This window comes from Aequorivita capsosiphonis DSM 23843 (genome assembly GCF_000429125.1).
In the GTDB taxonomy this organism is placed as follows: Bacteria; Bacteroidota; Bacteroidia; order Flavobacteriales; family Flavobacteriaceae; genus Aequorivita; species Aequorivita capsosiphonis.
This window is the reverse complement of record NZ_AUBG01000001.1, coordinates 304,930-320,905: the sequence shown is the minus strand read 5'-3', so window position 1 is coordinate 320,905 and position 15,976 is coordinate 304,930. Positions and strand designations below refer to the sequence as shown.

Annotated in this window: 17 protein-coding genes; 9 read left to right on the top strand and 8 right to left on the bottom strand. The window is 36.1% G+C overall.

What is annotated here, in order from left to right; all coding sequences use genetic code 11:
* Nucleotides 1-8: 8 nt before the first annotated feature.
* Nucleotides 9-539 (bottom strand): DUF4199 domain-containing protein, encoded by a 531-nt coding sequence (locus G440_RS0101660; RefSeq protein ID WP_026449703.1) that lies wholly within the window; start codon nt 537-539, stop codon nt 9-11.
* Nucleotides 540-747: 208 nt separating this feature from the next.
* Between G440_RS0101660 and G440_RS0101655 the strand changes: the two genes are divergently transcribed.
* From G440_RS0101655 to G440_RS0101645, 3 genes are all read left to right on the top strand, one after another.
* Nucleotides 748-1,029 (top strand): type B 50S ribosomal protein L31, encoded by a 282-nt coding sequence (locus G440_RS0101655; protein WP_026449702.1) that lies wholly within the window; start codon nt 748-750, stop codon nt 1,027-1,029.
* Nucleotides 1,030-1,137: 108 nt separating this feature from the next.
* The gene (locus G440_RS0101650; protein ID WP_026449701.1) at nt 1,138-1,455 is read left to right on the top strand and encodes a hypothetical protein; all 318 of its coding nucleotides are present in this window, start codon (nt 1,138-1,140) and stop codon (nt 1,453-1,455) included.
* A 23-nt stretch (nt 1,456-1,478) separates the two neighbouring features.
* Complete coding sequence (locus tag G440_RS0101645; protein WP_026449700.1) at nt 1,479-2,660, top strand: GlmU family protein; 1,182 nt, start codon at nt 1,479-1,481, stop codon at nt 2,658-2,660.
* Between the two features lie 87 nt (nt 2,661-2,747).
* On the opposite strand, the gene G440_RS0101640 is transcribed toward G440_RS0101645, so the two are convergent.
* Nucleotides 2,748-3,023, bottom strand: a complete 276-nt coding sequence (locus tag G440_RS0101640) for a hypothetical protein (RefSeq protein ID WP_026449699.1) — start codon at nt 3,021-3,023, stop codon at nt 2,748-2,750.
* Nucleotides 3,024-3,060: 37 nt separating this feature from the next.
* Nucleotides 3,061-4,680 carry an ABC transporter substrate-binding protein gene (locus G440_RS0101635; protein WP_026449698.1) on the bottom strand — a complete coding sequence of 540 codons (1,620 nt, stop codon included), beginning with the start codon at nt 4,678-4,680 and terminating at the stop codon, nt 3,061-3,063.
* A gap of 481 nt (nt 4,681-5,161) precedes the next feature.
* On the opposite strand from G440_RS0101635, the gene mtaB reads away from it, so the two are divergent.
* Entirely contained in the window at nt 5,162-6,514 is a 1,353-nt protein-coding gene (gene mtaB, locus G440_RS0101630) for a tRNA (N(6)-L-threonylcarbamoyladenosine(37)-C(2))-methylthiotransferase MtaB (protein ID WP_026449697.1), read from the top strand.
* Nucleotides 6,515-6,571: 57 nt separating this feature from the next.
* Here the strand turns inward: mtaB and G440_RS0101625 are convergent, their stop codons facing one another.
* Entirely contained in the window at nt 6,572-6,871 is a 300-nt protein-coding gene (locus tag G440_RS0101625; RefSeq protein ID WP_026449696.1) for a GNAT family N-acetyltransferase, read from the bottom strand.
* 248 nt (nt 6,872-7,119) lie between these two features.
* Between G440_RS0101625 and G440_RS0101620 the strand changes: the two genes are divergently transcribed.
* On the top strand, nt 7,120-7,779 hold the full coding sequence (locus G440_RS0101620) for an alpha/beta hydrolase (RefSeq protein WP_026449695.1): 660 nt from the start codon (nt 7,120-7,122) through the stop codon (nt 7,777-7,779).
* A 60-nt stretch (nt 7,780-7,839) separates the two neighbouring features.
* Nucleotides 7,840-8,760, top strand: coding sequence for a lytic transglycosylase domain-containing protein (locus G440_RS0101615; protein ID WP_026449694.1), 921 nt, complete (start codon nt 7,840-7,842; stop codon nt 8,758-8,760).
* Between the two features lie 126 nt (nt 8,761-8,886).
* Here G440_RS0101615 and G440_RS0101610 read toward each other — a convergent pair whose 3' ends face one another.
* Complete coding sequence (locus G440_RS0101610) at nt 8,887-9,459, bottom strand: hypothetical protein (RefSeq protein WP_026449693.1); 573 nt, start codon at nt 9,457-9,459, stop codon at nt 8,887-8,889.
* A gap of 312 nt (nt 9,460-9,771) precedes the next feature.
* Between G440_RS0101610 and rpmH the strand changes: the two genes are divergently transcribed.
* The 3 genes from rpmH to G440_RS0101595 all read left to right on the top strand — a co-directional run bounded on the left by rpmH (nt 9,772) and on the right by G440_RS0101595 (nt 13,538).
* Nucleotides 9,772-9,933 (top strand): 50S ribosomal protein L34, encoded by a 162-nt coding sequence (gene rpmH / locus G440_RS0101605; protein ID WP_026449692.1) that lies wholly within the window; start codon nt 9,772-9,774, stop codon nt 9,931-9,933.
* Between the two features lie 100 nt (nt 9,934-10,033).
* Nucleotides 10,034-12,886 (top strand): carbamoyl-phosphate synthase large subunit, encoded by a 2,853-nt coding sequence (gene carB / locus G440_RS0101600; protein ID WP_026449691.1) that lies wholly within the window; start codon nt 10,034-10,036, stop codon nt 12,884-12,886.
* A gap of 79 nt (nt 12,887-12,965) precedes the next feature.
* The gene (locus G440_RS0101595; protein WP_169718934.1) at nt 12,966-13,538 is read left to right on the top strand and encodes a T9SS type A sorting domain-containing protein; all 573 of its coding nucleotides are present in this window, start codon (nt 12,966-12,968) and stop codon (nt 13,536-13,538) included.
* Between the two features lie 11 nt (nt 13,539-13,549).
* Here G440_RS0101595 and G440_RS0101590 read toward each other — a convergent pair whose 3' ends face one another.
* The 3 genes from G440_RS0101590 to G440_RS0101580 form a co-directional block, all read right to left on the bottom strand.
* Nucleotides 13,550-14,101: an acyl-CoA thioesterase gene (locus G440_RS0101590; protein WP_026449689.1), complete on the bottom strand. Its 552-nt coding sequence runs from the start codon at nt 14,099-14,101 to the stop codon at nt 13,550-13,552.
* Entirely contained in the window at nt 14,098-14,472 is a 375-nt protein-coding gene (locus tag G440_RS0101585; RefSeq protein WP_026449688.1) for a hypothetical protein, read from the bottom strand. Before G440_RS0101585 ends, G440_RS0101590 begins: the two co-directional genes overlap by 4 nt.
* A gap of 83 nt (nt 14,473-14,555) precedes the next feature.
* Nucleotides 14,556-15,884 (bottom strand): DNA recombination protein RmuC, encoded by a 1,329-nt coding sequence (locus G440_RS0101580; RefSeq protein ID WP_034258763.1) that lies wholly within the window; start codon nt 15,882-15,884, stop codon nt 14,556-14,558.
* Between the last annotated feature and the right edge of the window lie 92 nt (nt 15,885-15,976).

Sequence of the window (15,976 nt, the reverse complement as noted above, 5' to 3'; positions counted from 1 at the left end):
TCAGTAGATTAAAATGGTTGCGGTGGATTTCTTTTCATAATCAAACCAGCGACCAATGAAATAAGGAATCCAAAGAATAATGTTGAAATAATAGCAAATGCAGACATTATTCCGGGCGACATAAATTTAGACGAAATCTCCATAGCATTCTCCAATTGTTCTTGTGACATGTTAGGATTTTGCTCAATCATCTGTTCGCGTGAAAATGCCATTGCTTTTTCAATAAAGTCTGGATCGATATAATTCATAAAGATATAGTTGAAAATAACAGCGATTACTCCAGCAATCAAACTAATTGCTACCCCCGTTTTTAATGCCTGGCCCAAAGTAAGAAAACCTTCATTTCCAGTTTTAAAGGCTTTAATACCATACACAATAACACCTATTGAAATTGCCAGTTGTACTACGGTAAGCCACCAAGGGCGATCGATATGCGCATCCAAGACATAGGATATAACTTGGAGAACAATAGAAAGAAGGGCCAATAGCACACCATAATTAAGTGCTATCTTTTTAATTGAAGCTTTTTGGGTATCCATTTTTTGATAGTTTTTTGGCCTACAAAAGTACGGTAGGCAGGTTTTAGTTGTTAGTAAACAAAGATAGTAAAACGTTACATTTGCAGTCTATTTTGAAATGAATTAAAAAAATGCAATATTTAGTTGCTAATTTCCAATTAATACTTAAATTTGCAAACTGAATTCCGAAAGGTCGGAAAAGCACATTTTAAATACAAACATTACAGAGATGAGAAAAGGTATCCACCCAGAAAATTATAGAATAGTTGCATTTAAGGATATGAGTAACGAAGAAGTGTTCCTTACGAAGTCCACTGCTGATACTAGAGAGACCCTTGAAGTTGATGGCGTTGAATATCCTTTGGTAAAGATGGAGATTTCACGTACTTCACATCCTTTTTATACTGGAAAAGCAAAACTTATCGATACTGCAGGACGTATTGACAAATTCAAGAACAAGTATGACAAGTTCAAGAAACCTGCAAAAAAAGAAGTTAAAACTGAAGACTAGTCCTCGGTTAAAGCAAAACATACAAAAGCCTTCGAGAAATCGAGGGCTTTTTTTTGTGTAAGTTCCCACCTTTATTATCTTTATTAATTAAATCCATAAATAGAAAAGATGTTGATACCCTGGGTAAAATTGGTGCCAACCGCGATCTCTTTAGTCGAAATGGCCGGTAGCGTACTTTCTTCTAATAAAAAGGAAAATTTAAAAAGAAAAAATGCTGATAGTTTTGATCCGGAAGTTTTATTAAAACGTATTGAGGTTCTTGAAAGTAGCGAATTAAAACAGGCAAATCTCATTAAGCAACTAGCACAACAGAATCTAACGATAATAAAAAGAGTGGAAAGCACTTATAGATTAGCAATTATCGGTATCGTAGGATCATTGGTGTCGATATTTTTGTTTCTGATTCTATTTTTTATGAAATTATAAAATAACCAAATTTAACAGTGTCGATGAACTACATCCTTTTTGACGGAAACGTCCGTAATCAATTGTTACCTTTCACATTTACACGGCCAGTGGCAGATATTCGTGTTGGGATTTTAACCATTCGCGAAAAATGGGAACATCATTTGGGTTTTACGACTACAACCGTAACCGAAGACTATCTTTCGGAAAAACATCCTTTTTTGGAATTGGAAAAGAATATTTTGATAAACGCTTCTTTTCTTCCTTCGGAAAACTTAGTGAATATCATTAAAAGCTTAGAAGAAAACCAAGCTGTTTTTTTTGATGATGAACCTATTGCTTTTTTTACAACAGAAGAACAGGAAGTAGATTTTGAAACCTTTGATATAATTCAATATGAACACGACGACGTTTTAAGAATTGAACATTCTTGGGACATCTTTTCAAAAAATGGCGAAGCAATAAAACGAGACTTTGCCATGCTTACGAAGGAGCGAACATCACAACCTATTCCACAAGGTGTTTGGACAAAAAACCCAGAAAACATATTTATTGAAGAAGGCGCGAATATTGAGTTTTGCACCTTAAATGCTTCCGAAGGTCCAATTTATATAGGGAAAGACACTGAAATTATGGAAGGTTCTATGGTGCGTGGACCTTTTGCGCTGTGCGATCATTCCACTTTGAAGATGGGTGTGAAAATCTATTCAAACACAACCATTGGCCCGCATTGCAAGGTTGGAGGAGAAGTTAACAACTCGGTACTTTTCGGGTATTCAAACAAAGGTCACGATGGGTTTTTAGGGAATTCTGTTATAGGGGAATGGTGTAATTTAGGTGCCGACACGAACAATTCAAACCTAAAGAATAATTACGCAGAAGTTCGTCTTTGGGATTACGAAACCGAAGGCTTTACCAGGACAGGATTGCAATTTTGCGGATTAATGATGGGGGATCACAGTAAATGTGGAATAAACACGATGTTCAACACGGGAACTGTGGTAGGTGTGAGCGCAAATATTTTTGGAAGCGGTTTTCCTAGAAACTTTATTTCTAGCTTTAGTTGGGGTGGGAGTAGTGGTTCTACAACTTATAAAACCGATAAGGCCTTTGAAGTTGCAAAAGTAGTCATGAGTAGAAGAAGTATCGAACTTTCGGAAACTGATATCAAGATTTTAGAACACGTTTTTGAGGAAACAAAGAAACACAGAAGGGAAGCCCCCTAACCCCTTTCTGCGGCAGGCAAGCCCGAAGGGGGAACTCTCACGATTGCTGTTCTCCTCCCTTCGGGGTTAGGGAATAAGACACAAATTTTAATGAAAGAATAAAAAGTAAATTAATACTCCAATAATTACAATCATTATGCCGCCAAAAACAATCGTTAAGTTTTTTTGGCGGCGTAACTCGTTTTCTTTCAGTTTTTGTTTAAAAGCTTCGAATTGGGCAGGTGACATTTTTTTGTAGTCTGTTATCTTTCCGTAAGCTTCATTTTGCTCGTGAACATTCTTGTCAAATAGGTTTTTTCGATTCCTTTTGTTGTTTTTCAAGGATGCTATCATTGAAAAAATATGTCCTGCACCGCCACTCATAGAAAATGTTTTTCAAGTTTAAAACTTCAGAATAAAATTATTTTGATTTTTTCACATGCTTTAAAACTAAAAAGTTCTGTGGATTAATACCTAGTCCGCTTACCTTTTTATTTACAAAACGAACTGCCATGTCATAAAACAAAGGAACTACAGGCGCTTCTTCAACTATTATGGAATCCATTTTTGTATAAAGCACTTTCCTTTTTTCAATATTTGAAATTGATAGTGATTTCAAGTACAAGCTATCGTAAACAGCGTTTTTAAAGTGCATATAATTGGGGCCGTTTGGCGCAAAATTCGGACTGTAAAAAAGAGATAGATAATTTTCAGCATCGGGATAATCTGCAATCCAGCTGGCTCTAAATATGTCCAATTCTCCACTGCTTTTCATCTGTCTGAGCGTTGAAGGTGGCATAACATCTATGGTTACGGCGATTCCGATTTTTTCAAGTTCACGTTGCACATATTCACATAAATCCAAATATTGACTATTGGTTCCTATGGAAATTTCGGGCTTTAGATCGCCAGTTTCTGCTTTGTATTGCTCGAGCAAGGCTTTTGCCTTTTCAGGCTGATAGGTATAACCATCAATTTCTTCATAACCGGGTAAACCTTTGGGGATAAAACCGTGAATGGCTGGAATTCCGATACCGTTTCGTAAATACTTCACCATTTTTTCGCGGTCGAAACCGTAGTTTATCGCTTGTCGGAAAACTTTACTTTTTATTTCGGGAGTATTTGCTTCCAAGAAAAACCCGAAGTATTCTGTGTTCAAATAAGGCCCTGTAATCATATAAGCCAAATCCTTATATTTTTGTTGCAGTTCTCCTTGACTGGTCAACAATTCATCTTTATAACTTCCGTCCAAACCTGAAATAAAATCGAGCTTTCCTTGGGCAAATTGTAGAAACTCACTTTGTTTATCAGGTAAAAACGTAATGGCTACAGCTTCTAAATAGGGGAGTCTATTTCCGTCTTTATCTCTTTCAAAATACAACGGGTTTTTTCTAAAGACCAATTTGATGTTTTCTTCCCACATTTTAAACTGAAACGGCCCCGTACCAACAGGATTTCTTCGGAATTCATTCCCATAAAAATCTATTGCTTCTTTTGGCACAACAGAGCAATAGCGCATGGATAGCAATCCTAAAAAAGCGGGAAAGGGTTGTTTCAGCTGGATTACTAGTGTAGATTCGTCAATCGCCTTATAGCTTTTTACATAGTTCATAACCCAACTTCCGGACGAGGCTACTTTTTCATCAGTCAAACGATCAAAGCTGTACACAAAATCTTGAGCCACCACTTTTCGGGTATATCGGGTTGGAGCGTGAAGTCCTTTTTGAGCGAAGGCTTTGTTTTGGTGAAAAAACACATCATTCCGAAGAAAAAAAGTATAGGTATAGGTAGAATCATTAATGCTCCAGCTTTTTGCGATATCTGGTATAATATTCAAGGAATCGTCAAGTTGTACCAAACCGTTATAAAGTTGGTTGTCTGGCCAGATTGCTTGTGGATTTCTGGCGAATGCAGGATCTAGGGTTGGAATATTGCCGTGCTCGTTATACCGAAAAACGAGGTGATCGCGTTCTGTTTCGGTGTTTTTTCCACAGGAAACAAAGCCAAGTACTATTATAGAAATTATAAGGAATCTAATCATTTTGAAAGTTCACCACGAATATAGGTGTTTATTGATTTTTTTAAGAATGAAATATAAAAAATCTGATTGTCCGCAAAATGCCATAAAGCTATGAATAGTGAGATTATAGTAGCTTTTATATGAACTCTAATAGCAAATATTTCCTTTTATTCTGCGTTAATCCGCGTGATTCGCGGGATATCTTTCGCAGTCTCAGATTTTTGTTTCCGCTGATTTCGCAGATATCGCAGACTTTTTTCTCTTATGACAACAAACGGTTGCATTAAAAAATACCAGAGATTAAGTTTAATTTCCAATCAAGAGTTTTAAATAGAATTGGGTTTTTAAGTGGTTTTATTGAAAAGCATACAAAGTTAATAGGATTTAGCTGAAACTCGCGGAATTTGTCTTAAGATGATGTGATTGCTACTAGGCAAAAATATTCGTGTATTCGTGGTTAAGAGTTTGTACTTTTGCAGACTGAATTGCCAAAACAAAAATAATGAATTCTTCAAAAAAAGTCGCCTTTTATACCTTGGGCTGTAAACTGAACTTCAGCGAAACTTCTACAATTGCCAGAGGATTTGAAGGGGAGGGGTTTGAGCGTGTGGAATTTTCTGAAAAGGCTGATATCTACGTGATAAATACTTGTAGTGTTACTGAAAATGCCGATAAACGTTTTAAAACTATCGTAAAAGAGGCGCAGAAAGCCAATCCAGAAGCCTTTGTTGCTGCTGTTGGTTGTTATGCACAACTGAAACCTCACGAATTGGCAGATGTAGATGGAGTGGATTTAGTTTTAGGAGCGACGGAGAAATTTAAAATCACCGATTATCTTAATGATCTTTCGAAGAACGACTTCGGGGAAGTGCACTCCTGCGAAATTGAAGAAGCAGATTTTTATGTGGGCTCTTATTCCATTGGCGACAGAACACGCGCATTTTTAAAGGTTCAGGACGGTTGTGATTATAAATGTACCTATTGTACTATTCCGCTTGCAAGAGGGATTTCGCGAAGTGATACTTTGGAAAATGTGTTAAAAAATGCTTTTGATATATCACAACAAGGAATCAAGGAAATAGTTTTAACAGGTGTAAATATTGGTGACTATGGAAAAGGGGAATTTGGCAATAAAAAACATGAGCATACTTTTCTTGATCTGGTAAAAGCTTTGGATGAAGTTGAGGGAATTGAAAGACTTCGCATTTCTTCCATAGAGCCCAATCTTTTAAAAAATGAAACAATTGATTTCGTTTCCAAATCGAGAACTTTTGTGCCGCACTTCCATATTCCATTGCAAAGTGGAAGTAATGAAATCCTTAAATTAATGCGTCGTCGATATATGAGCGAACTTTACACGGAGCGGGTTACTAAAATCCGTGAAGTAATGCCAGATGCTTGCATCGGTGTTGATGTAATTGTAGGTTTTCCCGGCGAAACGGATGAGCGTTTTCTGGAAACCTATCATTTTTTAAATGAATTGGATATTTCATATCTCCACGTTTTTACTTATTCTGAAAGGGATAATACTCCTGCCGCCGAAATGGAAGGAGTCGTTTCTAAGAAAGTTCGAAGTAAAAGAAGCAAAATGCTTCGTGGTCTTTCAGCTAAAAAGAGAAGGTCTTTTTATGAAAGTCAGCTTGGTTCTACTCATACAGTTCTCTTTGAAGGAGAAAATAAACATGGTTATATTCACGGGTTTACTGAAAACTATGTAAAAGTGAAAGCACCTTGGAATCCAGCTTTGGTGAATACCTTAAAAGATATCAGGCTCACTGAAATAGATGAAGACGGTTTGGTGCGGTTTGATAGTGTTTCTTCCAAAGATGCTGAAGCCATCTTACAAGGTTCATAAAACCTTGTAGCTGTTTAAAAAATGGAGAGAAACTCTACTTTAATCGCTGTTATTGTATTAGATATTAATCCCCACGGGCAATAGATCTTTATATTTTCTGCGGTTTTTGCGCATAAATCCTGCAATTTCAGGACTTGTAGGCACGAGACTAATGCCGCGATCTTTTACTTCTTCAAAAACAGCTCTTATAAAAATATCGCGAAATCCCTGTTCTTCCATGTCTTCGGGCATTTCATATTTTGTGAGAAAAATTTTGCGTTCTTGGAGTGCGTATTCTATTCTAGCTTTGTTATCGCCAATTTCAAGTTCAAATTGCCTTAAAAATTCATTATCAGTAATTTCTACATCTTCAATCATGGGAGCTGTTTTATATTTTTACAAGGGGATGTTATAAATGTAGCAGCAAGAGCCAAACTTTTTAAAATACGGATCGTGTAGTTTAAAAAATCATTTCTCTATAAGTTAAAATTAGGTTTTGGGGGTTTTGTAATAAATTTTCAAAAGAAACTTTTAGCACAAATAAAAACTGTTTTTATAATTCTATCTTTGTTTACGTAAATTTACGAATAATCTTTGGTCTATGCCATTTTCTTCCCAAAAGACTTATGAATTCTGAAAAAACCCACATATATTTTGTGCCAGGAATGGCTGCCGGACGAGAAATCTTCCGAAATATTAAGTTTCCTGAGAATTATAAAATCCATATCATCGAATGGCTAATTCCAGAGAAAAGAGAAAGTCTGGAAGATTATTCAAAAAGAATGACTCTTCAGGTGAAAAATGAAAATTCCATTTTAATTGGGGTTTCATTTGGGGGAGTGGTGGTTCAGGAAATGAGCCGTTTCTTAAATCTAAAAAAGTTAATAATTATTTCCAGCGTAAAAACTAGGAGTGAGCTTCCTAGAAGAATGAAAATAGCCAGTATTACAAAAGCGTATAAGCTAATTCCTACAAGCTTAGTACTAAGTGCCGAAGATTTAACTAAATTTTCGGTTGGTCCAAAATCTAAAAAACGTTTGTCGCTTTATCAAGACTATCTTCATGTTCGCAACAAACAATATTTGGATTGGGCCTTAGAAAAAATGGTAACCTGGGGCAGGGAGCAAGAGTTAAAAGGAGTAGTGCATATTCACGGCGATAAAGATCCTGTGTTTCCAATAAAATATATTAAAGATTGCACAGTTATAAAAAACGGAACACACATTATGATCTTAAATAAAGGTCGCGAGATATCGAAAAAATTATTAGAGATTTTTGAAGAATAGATTTTTCTATCTCATAAAAAATCGCTTAATTAGGTATCATTATTTAAAATTTTGGATATTATGAAATTGATCAATAAAATAGGCCTGGGGTTTGCAGTTTTGGCTGTAAGTGCTATAAGCATTAACGCGGTTCAGGATACGCAAACCGATGAGGTTTTAGAGAAAAAAATAGTAAATGACTACAATATTTACGCCTTGCCCATACCTGCCCAATTGGATTTTGCAGGAGAAGATGTGCCGCTTTATAATCCTGATATTCGAGAACGAATAGACCGAGAATTGCTTGTGAATGCCTATTGGCAGTCCAATGGTCTTTTGCTTTTTAAAAGGGCAAATAAATATTTTCCACAGATTGAACCTCTGTTAAAAAAATACGGTTTGCCGGACGATTTTAAGTATTTGGCGGTAGCAGAAAGTGCATTGGAGTATAAAAGTTCACCTGTGGGTGCAAGCGGTATCTGGCATTTTATGAAGGGAACTGGCGTGGAATACGGCTTAGAAATTAACGACTATGTAGATGAACGTTACGATCTTGAAAAAGCTACTATGGTAGCGGCTGAGTATCTTAAAAAATCTAAAGCTAAATTTGGTAGTTGGACTATGGCTGCAGCATCTTATAATGCTGGTGTGGCAGGAATGAATAAGCAAATAAACCGACAGAAGGAAACCAATTATTACGATTTATTGCTCAATGGCGAAACAAGCCGTTATGTATTTAGAATACTTGCTATAAAGGAAATAATGACCCATCCGGAGCAATATGGGTTCAATTTTAGGCCAAAGGACCTATATGGTGCTATACCAACATTTAAGGTGAAAGTTGATTATCCTGTTGAAGACTGGGCGGAATGGGTTAAGCAATATGGAATTAATTATAAAATTCTTAAGATTCACAATCCGTGGCTTCGAGATACCTACTTAAAGAACGCTTCAGGAAAGGAATATTTTATAGAAATACCTGAGAAAGGCTATTATCAATAAATCCTTAATAGCACAAAAAATAAACCCGTAACTGTTCTAAGGTTACGGGTTTTATTTTTTAATGATTTATTTAGCGTCCCATGAAATGAAATCGTTAGACGGTAAAAGGCTAAAGATCTAATAAGATTAGAATCTTCTTCCGCCACCGCCACGACCACTTCGACCGAATTGTTGACGAGGCTGTCCCATTTTTTTCATCTGCTGCTTCATCATTTTTATCTGATCGTCCAACATATTGTGTTTGTCCAGGCTTTTTGCTTCAGCCATAAGTTTTTCTGCTTCTCGCTTGCGGTTTTTGGTCATTGCAATTCCGGCAAGGTTCAATTTTGTCATTGCCATATCTGCAGTCATATTCAACCCAAGCTTTTCTGCTTTTTTAAAGTATTTTTCAGCTTCAACCATATTGGTTTGTGAAAGCATTAAACCATTTAGATAGTTGTAGTAACCCTCCTGTTTTGGAACTAAGGAAGCATGTGGATCCTTAATTTTGTCCAGCCATTTTTTAGCGCCTGGAAAATCCTGTTTTCTTAGACGAAGAAATGCAAGCAGGATTATTTCATTTTTGAAATAAAGAAAAACAAACATCAAGGCAAGAATGATCAGCATAATACCATTGCCGATATTTGTTTCTGTAAACTGCCAAACCGCCGTTCCCAATACGAGAGCGGCCAAAACCAATTTTATATTTTTATTAAACATGAATCATCTTTAAAATGGGCTGCAAAGGTATAAAAACTAAATACTATTTTGAAGACTTTGTAGTTTAAGAAAACATTTAATTTCGAAATAGCCCTCTATATGTATTAGAAATTATCTGTTGTAAATTGTCGCGCAAAAGAAAGTGTAAAAAAAAATAGAGATATTTTTTAAAAAAGGTTTGCCTAAGTGAAAACTTGTTGTATTTTTGCACCCGCCTACGCAAAGAAAAGCTAAGGTAATCAGACTCCAGTTTAAGGTTAGCGCCTTTAGGGGCAATTGAACAAGATATTTCAGAAGTTAAAGTATAAGAAAATGAGCAAAAGAACATTTCAGCCATCAAAAAGAAAAAGAAAAAACAAACACGGTTTTAGAGAGCGTATGGCTTCTGTAAGCGGTAGAAAAGTTTTGGCTGCCCGTAGAGCAAAAGGCAGAAAAAAACTTTCTGTATCTTCTGAAATGCGTCACAAAAAATAATGTTGATAAATTCTATATAAAAAGGTGTTGTTTCCTAAGCAACACCTTTTTTTTATACCCAAACGTGTCGTAATTTTGCGGCTGAGAAAAAGTAAAAAAAATGCCTAAAAATCCTTCAATAAAATCTGTACTTCTAATTGGTTCTGGTCCTATCGTTATAGGGCAGGCCTGTGAATTTGACTATGCCGGTTCCCAATCCTTGCGCTCCCTGCGTGAAGACGGAATTGAAACCATTTTGATCAATAGCAATCCCGCTACTATTATGACGGACCCGTCTATGGCGGATCATGTTTATTTGTTGCCGTTGACTACAAAATCCTTGGTAAAAATTTTGAAAGAACATCCGCAAATTGATGCTGTTCTTCCAACTATGGGAGGTCAAACTGCGCTTAACTTATGTATAGAGGCAGATGAGAAAGGTATTTGGAAAGATTTTGGGGTTAAATTAATAGGAGTTGATATAAACGCCATCAATATTACAGAAGACCGGGAAGAATTTAGGGAGTTGATGGAAAAAATTGGAGTGCCTATGGCGCCTCAAGCTACAGCCAATTCTTTCCTTCAAGGAAAGGAAATTGCACAGGAATTTGGTTTTCCATTAGTTATTAGAGCTTCTTTTACTTTGGGTGGCGCTGGAGCCTCCATTGTTTATAAGGAAGAAGACTTTGATGAATTGCTATCTTATGGCTTGGAAGTCTCACCTATACATGAGGTGATGATAGACAAGGCGATGATGGGTTGGAAGGAATTTGAACTTGAATTGCTTCGCGATAAAAATGATAATGTTGTAATTATCTGTTCTATCGAAAACATGGATCCAATGGGGATTCATACAGGAGATTCGATAACCGTCGCTCCGGCAATGACACTGAATGACCGCACGTATCAAAAAATGCGCGATATGGCAATATTGATGATGCGTAGTATTGGAGATTTCGCTGGAGGGTGTAACGTGCAGTTCGCTGTGAGTCCAGATGAAAAGGAAGATATTATTGCCATTGAGATTAACCCACGTGTTTCTCGATCATCGGCATTGGCTTCGAAAGCTACTGGATATCCAATTGCTAAAATCGCAACTAAACTGGCTATAGGTTATAATTTGGATGAATTAAACAACCAAATAACAAAGTCAACTTCAGCGCTTTTTGAACCAACATTAGACTATGTAATTGTAAAAATACCACGTTGGAACTTCGACAAATTTGAAGGATCTGACCGAACTTTAGGACTACAAATGAAATCGGTAGGAGAAGTGATGGGAATTGGACGATCGTTCCAGGAAGCACTTCATAAGGCCACGCAATCTCTAGAGATAAAACGCAATGGAATAGGTGCCGACGGAAAAAGTTACACCAATTATGAACAAATTCTTGACAAGTTGAAGAACGCAAGTTGGGATCGTGTTTTCGTGATTTACGATGCGATATCTATTGGAATTCCGCTTAGTAGAATTCATGAAATTACAAAGATTGATATGTGGTTTCTTCGCCAATATGAAGAATTGTATTTCTTGGAGAAAGAAATTTCAAAATATACTTTAGATACACTTCCTAGAGAATTGTTGTTGGAAGCTAAGCAAAAAGGATATGGTGACAGACAAATTGCCCATATGCTGAAATGTTTGGAAAGTCACGTGTATAAAAAGCGTGAAGAAATGCACATTCAGCGTGTGTATAAATTAGTAGATACTTGTGCTGCCGAATTTAAAGCAGAAACCCCTTATTATTACTCAACGTTTGAAAATGAAATGCAGCTCGAAGGTCAGGAGGCATATTCAGAAAATGATAGTGTGGTTACCGAAAAGAAAAAGATAATTGTTCTTGGTTCAGGCCCGAACAGAATAGGGCAGGGAATTGAATTTGATTATTGTTGTGTTCACGGTGTTTTAGCAGCTGCGGAATGTGGCTACGAAACCATAATGATAAACTGTAACCCAGAAACAGTTTCTACAGATTTTGATGTTGCTGATAAACTGTACTTCGAGCCTGTTTTTTGGGAGCATATTTATGATATTATCCGTCACGAAAAACCAGAAGGTGTTATTGTGCAATTAGGTGGGCAAACAGCTTTAAAACTCGCTGAAAAACTGGATCGCTACGGCATCAATATAATTGGAACTACCTATCAATCGTTAGATTTAGCCGAAGATCGTGGGAGTTTTTCAAAGCTTTTACAAGAAAACAACATTCCTTATCCAGAATTTGGCGTAGCTGAAACTACGGACGAAGCCTTGGTACTTGCCGATCAACTTGATTTTCCACTTTTGATTCGTCCATCTTATGTTTTGGGAGGTCAGGGAATGAAAATTGTTATCAATAAAAAGGAATTGGAAGAGCATGTGGTAGATTTACTTCGAAAAATTCCTAATAATAAATTATTGCTGGATCACTATTTAGATGGTGCCATAGAAGCGGAAGCAGATGCAATCTGCGACGGTGAAAATGTGTATATCATTGGAATAATGGAACATATTGAACCTTGTGGAATTCATTCTGGAGATTCAAATGCTACACTTCCACCTTTCAATATAGGTGAATTTGTGATGCAACAAATTAAGGATCACACCGAAAAAATAGCAAAATCACTAAATACAGTAGGTTTAATAAACGTACAATTCGCTATTAAAGATGATATTGTATATATCATTGAAGCAAACCCAAGAGCGTCTAGAACGGTGCCTTTTATTGCAAAAGCTTACGGAGAACCTTATGTTAATTATGCAACTAAAGTGATGTTGGGCCATAATAAGGTAACTGACTTTGACTTCAATCCGAAATTAGATGGTTTTGCAATCAAACAACCTGTTTTTAGTTTTAATAAATTTCCAAATGTAAACAAACAATTGGGACCTGAAATGAAGAGTACTGGAGAAAGCATATTGTTCATAGATAGCTTGAAGGATGACCAGTTTTATGACTTGTATGCGCGCAGAAAAATGTATTTAAGCAAATAGGCTCAGATTTAGATTTTATCTGATTTTATGTTAATATATTTTCGTAAATTAGTGTATGATCCCAAATATCCATTCGTTTATGAGGAAAATTACTTTATTTTTGTGTTTTTTAACTATAAACATTCTCTCTGCACAGAATGTTTATGAAATTGCTTGGGAACAAGGGATCGAAACTTCAGTGGCTAGTCCTACTATCCAAATAGGAGATACTGTGGTATGGAAATGGACGGATAGCTCTCAAAAAAGTGTAACTAGTTTAAATGGAAGTGAAAGTTTTGATAGTGGTTTGCTAAAAGGTACCGGTAACGAGTTTTCATATACTTTCTCTAACCTTGGAACTACGGAATATCAAAACGATTCAAATTCTTTGATGCAAGGAAAGGTAACTGTAGTTGCAAAACTTTCCACCGAGGATAAATTTGTGAAAAACCTTAATTTCTATCCTAATCCAGTAAAGAGTAACTTAATGATATCTTCACTTTTTAAAGTGGATAGTTATCAGATATATAATGTTTTGGGAAGCCTGGTTTCCCAGGGAAATGGGGGAGGAAACAATACGCAGGTTGATATGAGCAGACTAAACAGTGGCTTGTATTTTGTTAAGGTGACTTGCAACAATATGCAAGCAACGCTTAAAATTGCAAAGGAATAAGTTTTTCACTTCTATATGTGGCCTCTGTAGGCTACCGTAACTTTGTGATTTTTTAGCTCGTGAATATGTTTTTCAATTTCAAAGTTGGGTTCTTGGTATTTTTTCTGTTTTTTAGTAGCCAGCCTATGGGCACTTTTTAAAAACCGCCTAATTTCCGTTTTTGAGTCCAAAATCAATCCAGGTACTTCTTTCCCAACGCCGTTTTCGTCTTTTGCCACCATGGTAAAATACGAGGAGTTGCAGTGTTTTTTCGCTCCAGTATGTATGTTTTCTGCTTCTACTCGAATTCCAATTACCATAGAAGTCCTTCCTACGTAATTAACGGAAGCTTTTAAAGTCACCAATTCACCCACTTCAATCGCATTTAGGAAATTCACCGTATCCACCGAGGCGGTAACACAGTAGTATTTACTGTGTTTTGAAGCACAGGCAAACGCAATTTGATCCATAAGGGACAAAATATAACCTCCGTGTATTTTTCCGCCAAAATTTTCGTGCGAAGGCAACATCAATTGAGAGATGGTAACTTGCGATTCTTCAATGTTTTTATGAATATTACTCATTCGTATTGTCTGTTAAAATGTGGAGAGTTTTCTTTTTCAACATCTGTGACGAAAAACTTTGTTTCTCCCCAAATGATGAAAGATGCGTAGCGCTCTACATAGGTCACTTTTACATAACCACCCTGATACTCTTTTAGTTTTTCAATAACATCTGCATCCTGATCTAATACAGAGAATGAAAATATCTGAGCCCCGCTAATACCTTGGCTTATCTGTCCTTCCCAAGTTTTCACCATCACGCCTCTATGGCTAAATTGTATCAGTTCTCCTGCACGTGTTCCTTCACTATAAGGCACGAAATACACAAATGCCATATAAAATAGGTAGAGTGCGAGAAGAGCTCCTAAAATAATAAAGAGGATTTTTTTCATTTTTTAAATTTATACAAATAAAATGATTATTGGTTTATAAATAGAATAAGGCTTTAGGCTATTTTAAAAAATAGAATAATATTTCAATTGTTATCGTCTTGATTCTCATTAGTATTTTTCAATAATTTTTGATTGATGCTTTTGCTCGTAATCGCTCCGAGCTTATTTAATTTTTCAACTCTTCTGATAAGGTTTCCTTTTCCTTCCAGTTTAATTAGTGCGTTATCAAAAGAGCCTTGAACAGTTCCTAATTGGCGTCTAATTTTACTTAATTCATCTAAAAGTCCAACAAAAGCGTCATATAACTTTCCAGCTTCGGTGGCTATTTCAAGTGTGTTTTTTTTCTGATTATCGTTTTCCCATAAGTTTTCTACCAAACGCAGTGCAGCCAATAGGGTGGAAGGAGTTACAATCATCACTTTTCGTTTAAAAGCTTCTTGATAGAGGTTCTTTTGATTGGCTGCGGCGATTGCAAAAGCGGGTTCAATAGGAACAAACATAAATATAGTATCAGGACTTTCATTGATTACGTGGTAATACTTCTTTTCACTCAAACTAACAATATGTCTTTTGATAGAATCAATATGATCTTTTAAGTATTTCTTTTTAAGAGTTTCATCTTCTTCAGAAACATACCTTTCAAAATCTGTAAGGGATACTTTGCTGTCAATGATCATTTTTTTACCATCGGGAAGATGGATGATGACATCTGTTTGCAATCTACCGCCATCAGGATTTTCGTGAGTGTCCTGAATGGTGTACTCGCGGCCTTTTTCGAGGCCCGACTCCTCTAAAACTCGGGATAAAATCATTTCGCCCCAATTTCCTTGAATCTTGGAATCTCCTTTTAATGCCTTGGTGAGGTTATCTGCTTCTTGGCTTATCTTAATGTTTTGTTCATTTAGATATTGAAGTTGCTTGCCTAATTCTGCGTGGGTTCTTATAAAGTCAACATTATTTTTGCCTACTTTTTCTTCAAAGCTTTTAATCTTTTCATTTAAAGGTTTTAAAATTTCTTCAATGTTTTTTTGATTGGACTGCGTAAAAGTTTCGGTTTTTGAAATCAGGATCTTGTTGGCTAGGTTTTCAAATTTATCCTTAAAATCTTCTTCAAAATTTTTAAAACGTTCTTTTTCTTTTTCAAGTTCGGCATAGAGTGCATCGTATTCTGCACTTTGCCTAGAGAGTTGGATATTTGCTTGTTCCTTTTCGGCTCTAATTTTTTCTTTTTCACTTTCCAAAATACCGAGACGTTCATAGAGTTTTTCCTCTTGAAGTTTTGAGTTTTGTAGGCGTTCCTTCAGTTTAGTGTTTTCAGTTTTGTTTTTTAAGCGTGCAAAATAATTCCCGAGAAATGCTCCTATGAGAATACTAATTGCCGCGAGCAGAAGGAAAAGAAATGTTTCGTTCAATTTTATAGATATTAGGTTGTTCTAGCTATTTTGCTTGAATAGCTAAAGATAGAAAAGTCTCTACAATCTCATATAAAAGAAAGACTACAACT

What these genes read in the sequence shown, in the direction of transcription:
- G440_RS0101635 (WP_026449698.1), bottom strand. Translation starts at nt 4,680, where the DNA reads ATGATTAGATTCCTTATAATTTCTATAATAGTACTTGGCTTTGTTTCC.
- G440_RS0101595 (WP_169718934.1), top strand. Translation starts at nt 12,966, where the DNA reads ATGAGGAAAATTACTTTATTTTTGTGTTTTTTAACTATAAACATTCTC.
- G440_RS0101610 (WP_026449693.1), bottom strand. Translation starts at nt 9,459, where the DNA reads ATGTTTAATAAAAATATAAAATTGGTTTTGGCCGCTCTCGTATTGGGA.
- G440_RS0101645 (WP_026449700.1), top strand. Translation starts at nt 1,479, where the DNA reads ATGAACTACATCCTTTTTGACGGAAACGTCCGTAATCAATTGTTACCT.
- G440_RS0101660 (WP_026449703.1), bottom strand. Translation starts at nt 539, where the DNA reads ATGGATACCCAAAAAGCTTCAATTAAAAAGATAGCACTTAATTATGGT.
- G440_RS0101650 (WP_026449701.1), top strand. Translation starts at nt 1,138, where the DNA reads ATGTTGATACCCTGGGTAAAATTGGTGCCAACCGCGATCTCTTTAGTC.
- carB (WP_026449691.1), top strand. Translation starts at nt 10,034, where the DNA reads ATGCCTAAAAATCCTTCAATAAAATCTGTACTTCTAATTGGTTCTGGT.
- G440_RS0101625 (WP_026449696.1), bottom strand. Translation starts at nt 6,871, where the DNA reads ATGATTGAAGATGTAGAAATTACTGATAATGAATTTTTAAGGCAATTT.
- G440_RS0101615 (WP_026449694.1), top strand. Translation starts at nt 7,840, where the DNA reads ATGAAATTGATCAATAAAATAGGCCTGGGGTTTGCAGTTTTGGCTGTA.
- rpmH (WP_026449692.1), top strand. Translation starts at nt 9,772, where the DNA reads ATGAGCAAAAGAACATTTCAGCCATCAAAAAGAAAAAGAAAAAACAAA.
- G440_RS0101585 (WP_026449688.1), bottom strand. Translation starts at nt 14,472, where the DNA reads ATGAAAAAAATCCTCTTTATTATTTTAGGAGCTCTTCTCGCACTCTAC.
- G440_RS0101655 (WP_026449702.1), top strand. Translation starts at nt 748, where the DNA reads ATGAGAAAAGGTATCCACCCAGAAAATTATAGAATAGTTGCATTTAAG.
- mtaB (WP_026449697.1), top strand. Translation starts at nt 5,162, where the DNA reads ATGAATTCTTCAAAAAAAGTCGCCTTTTATACCTTGGGCTGTAAACTG.
- G440_RS0101590 (WP_026449689.1), bottom strand. Translation starts at nt 14,101, where the DNA reads ATGAGTAATATTCATAAAAACATTGAAGAATCGCAAGTTACCATCTCT.
- G440_RS0101640 (WP_026449699.1), bottom strand. Translation starts at nt 3,023, where the DNA reads ATGAGTGGCGGTGCAGGACATATTTTTTCAATGATAGCATCCTTGAAA.
- G440_RS0101620 (WP_026449695.1), top strand. Translation starts at nt 7,120, where the DNA reads ATGAATTCTGAAAAAACCCACATATATTTTGTGCCAGGAATGGCTGCC.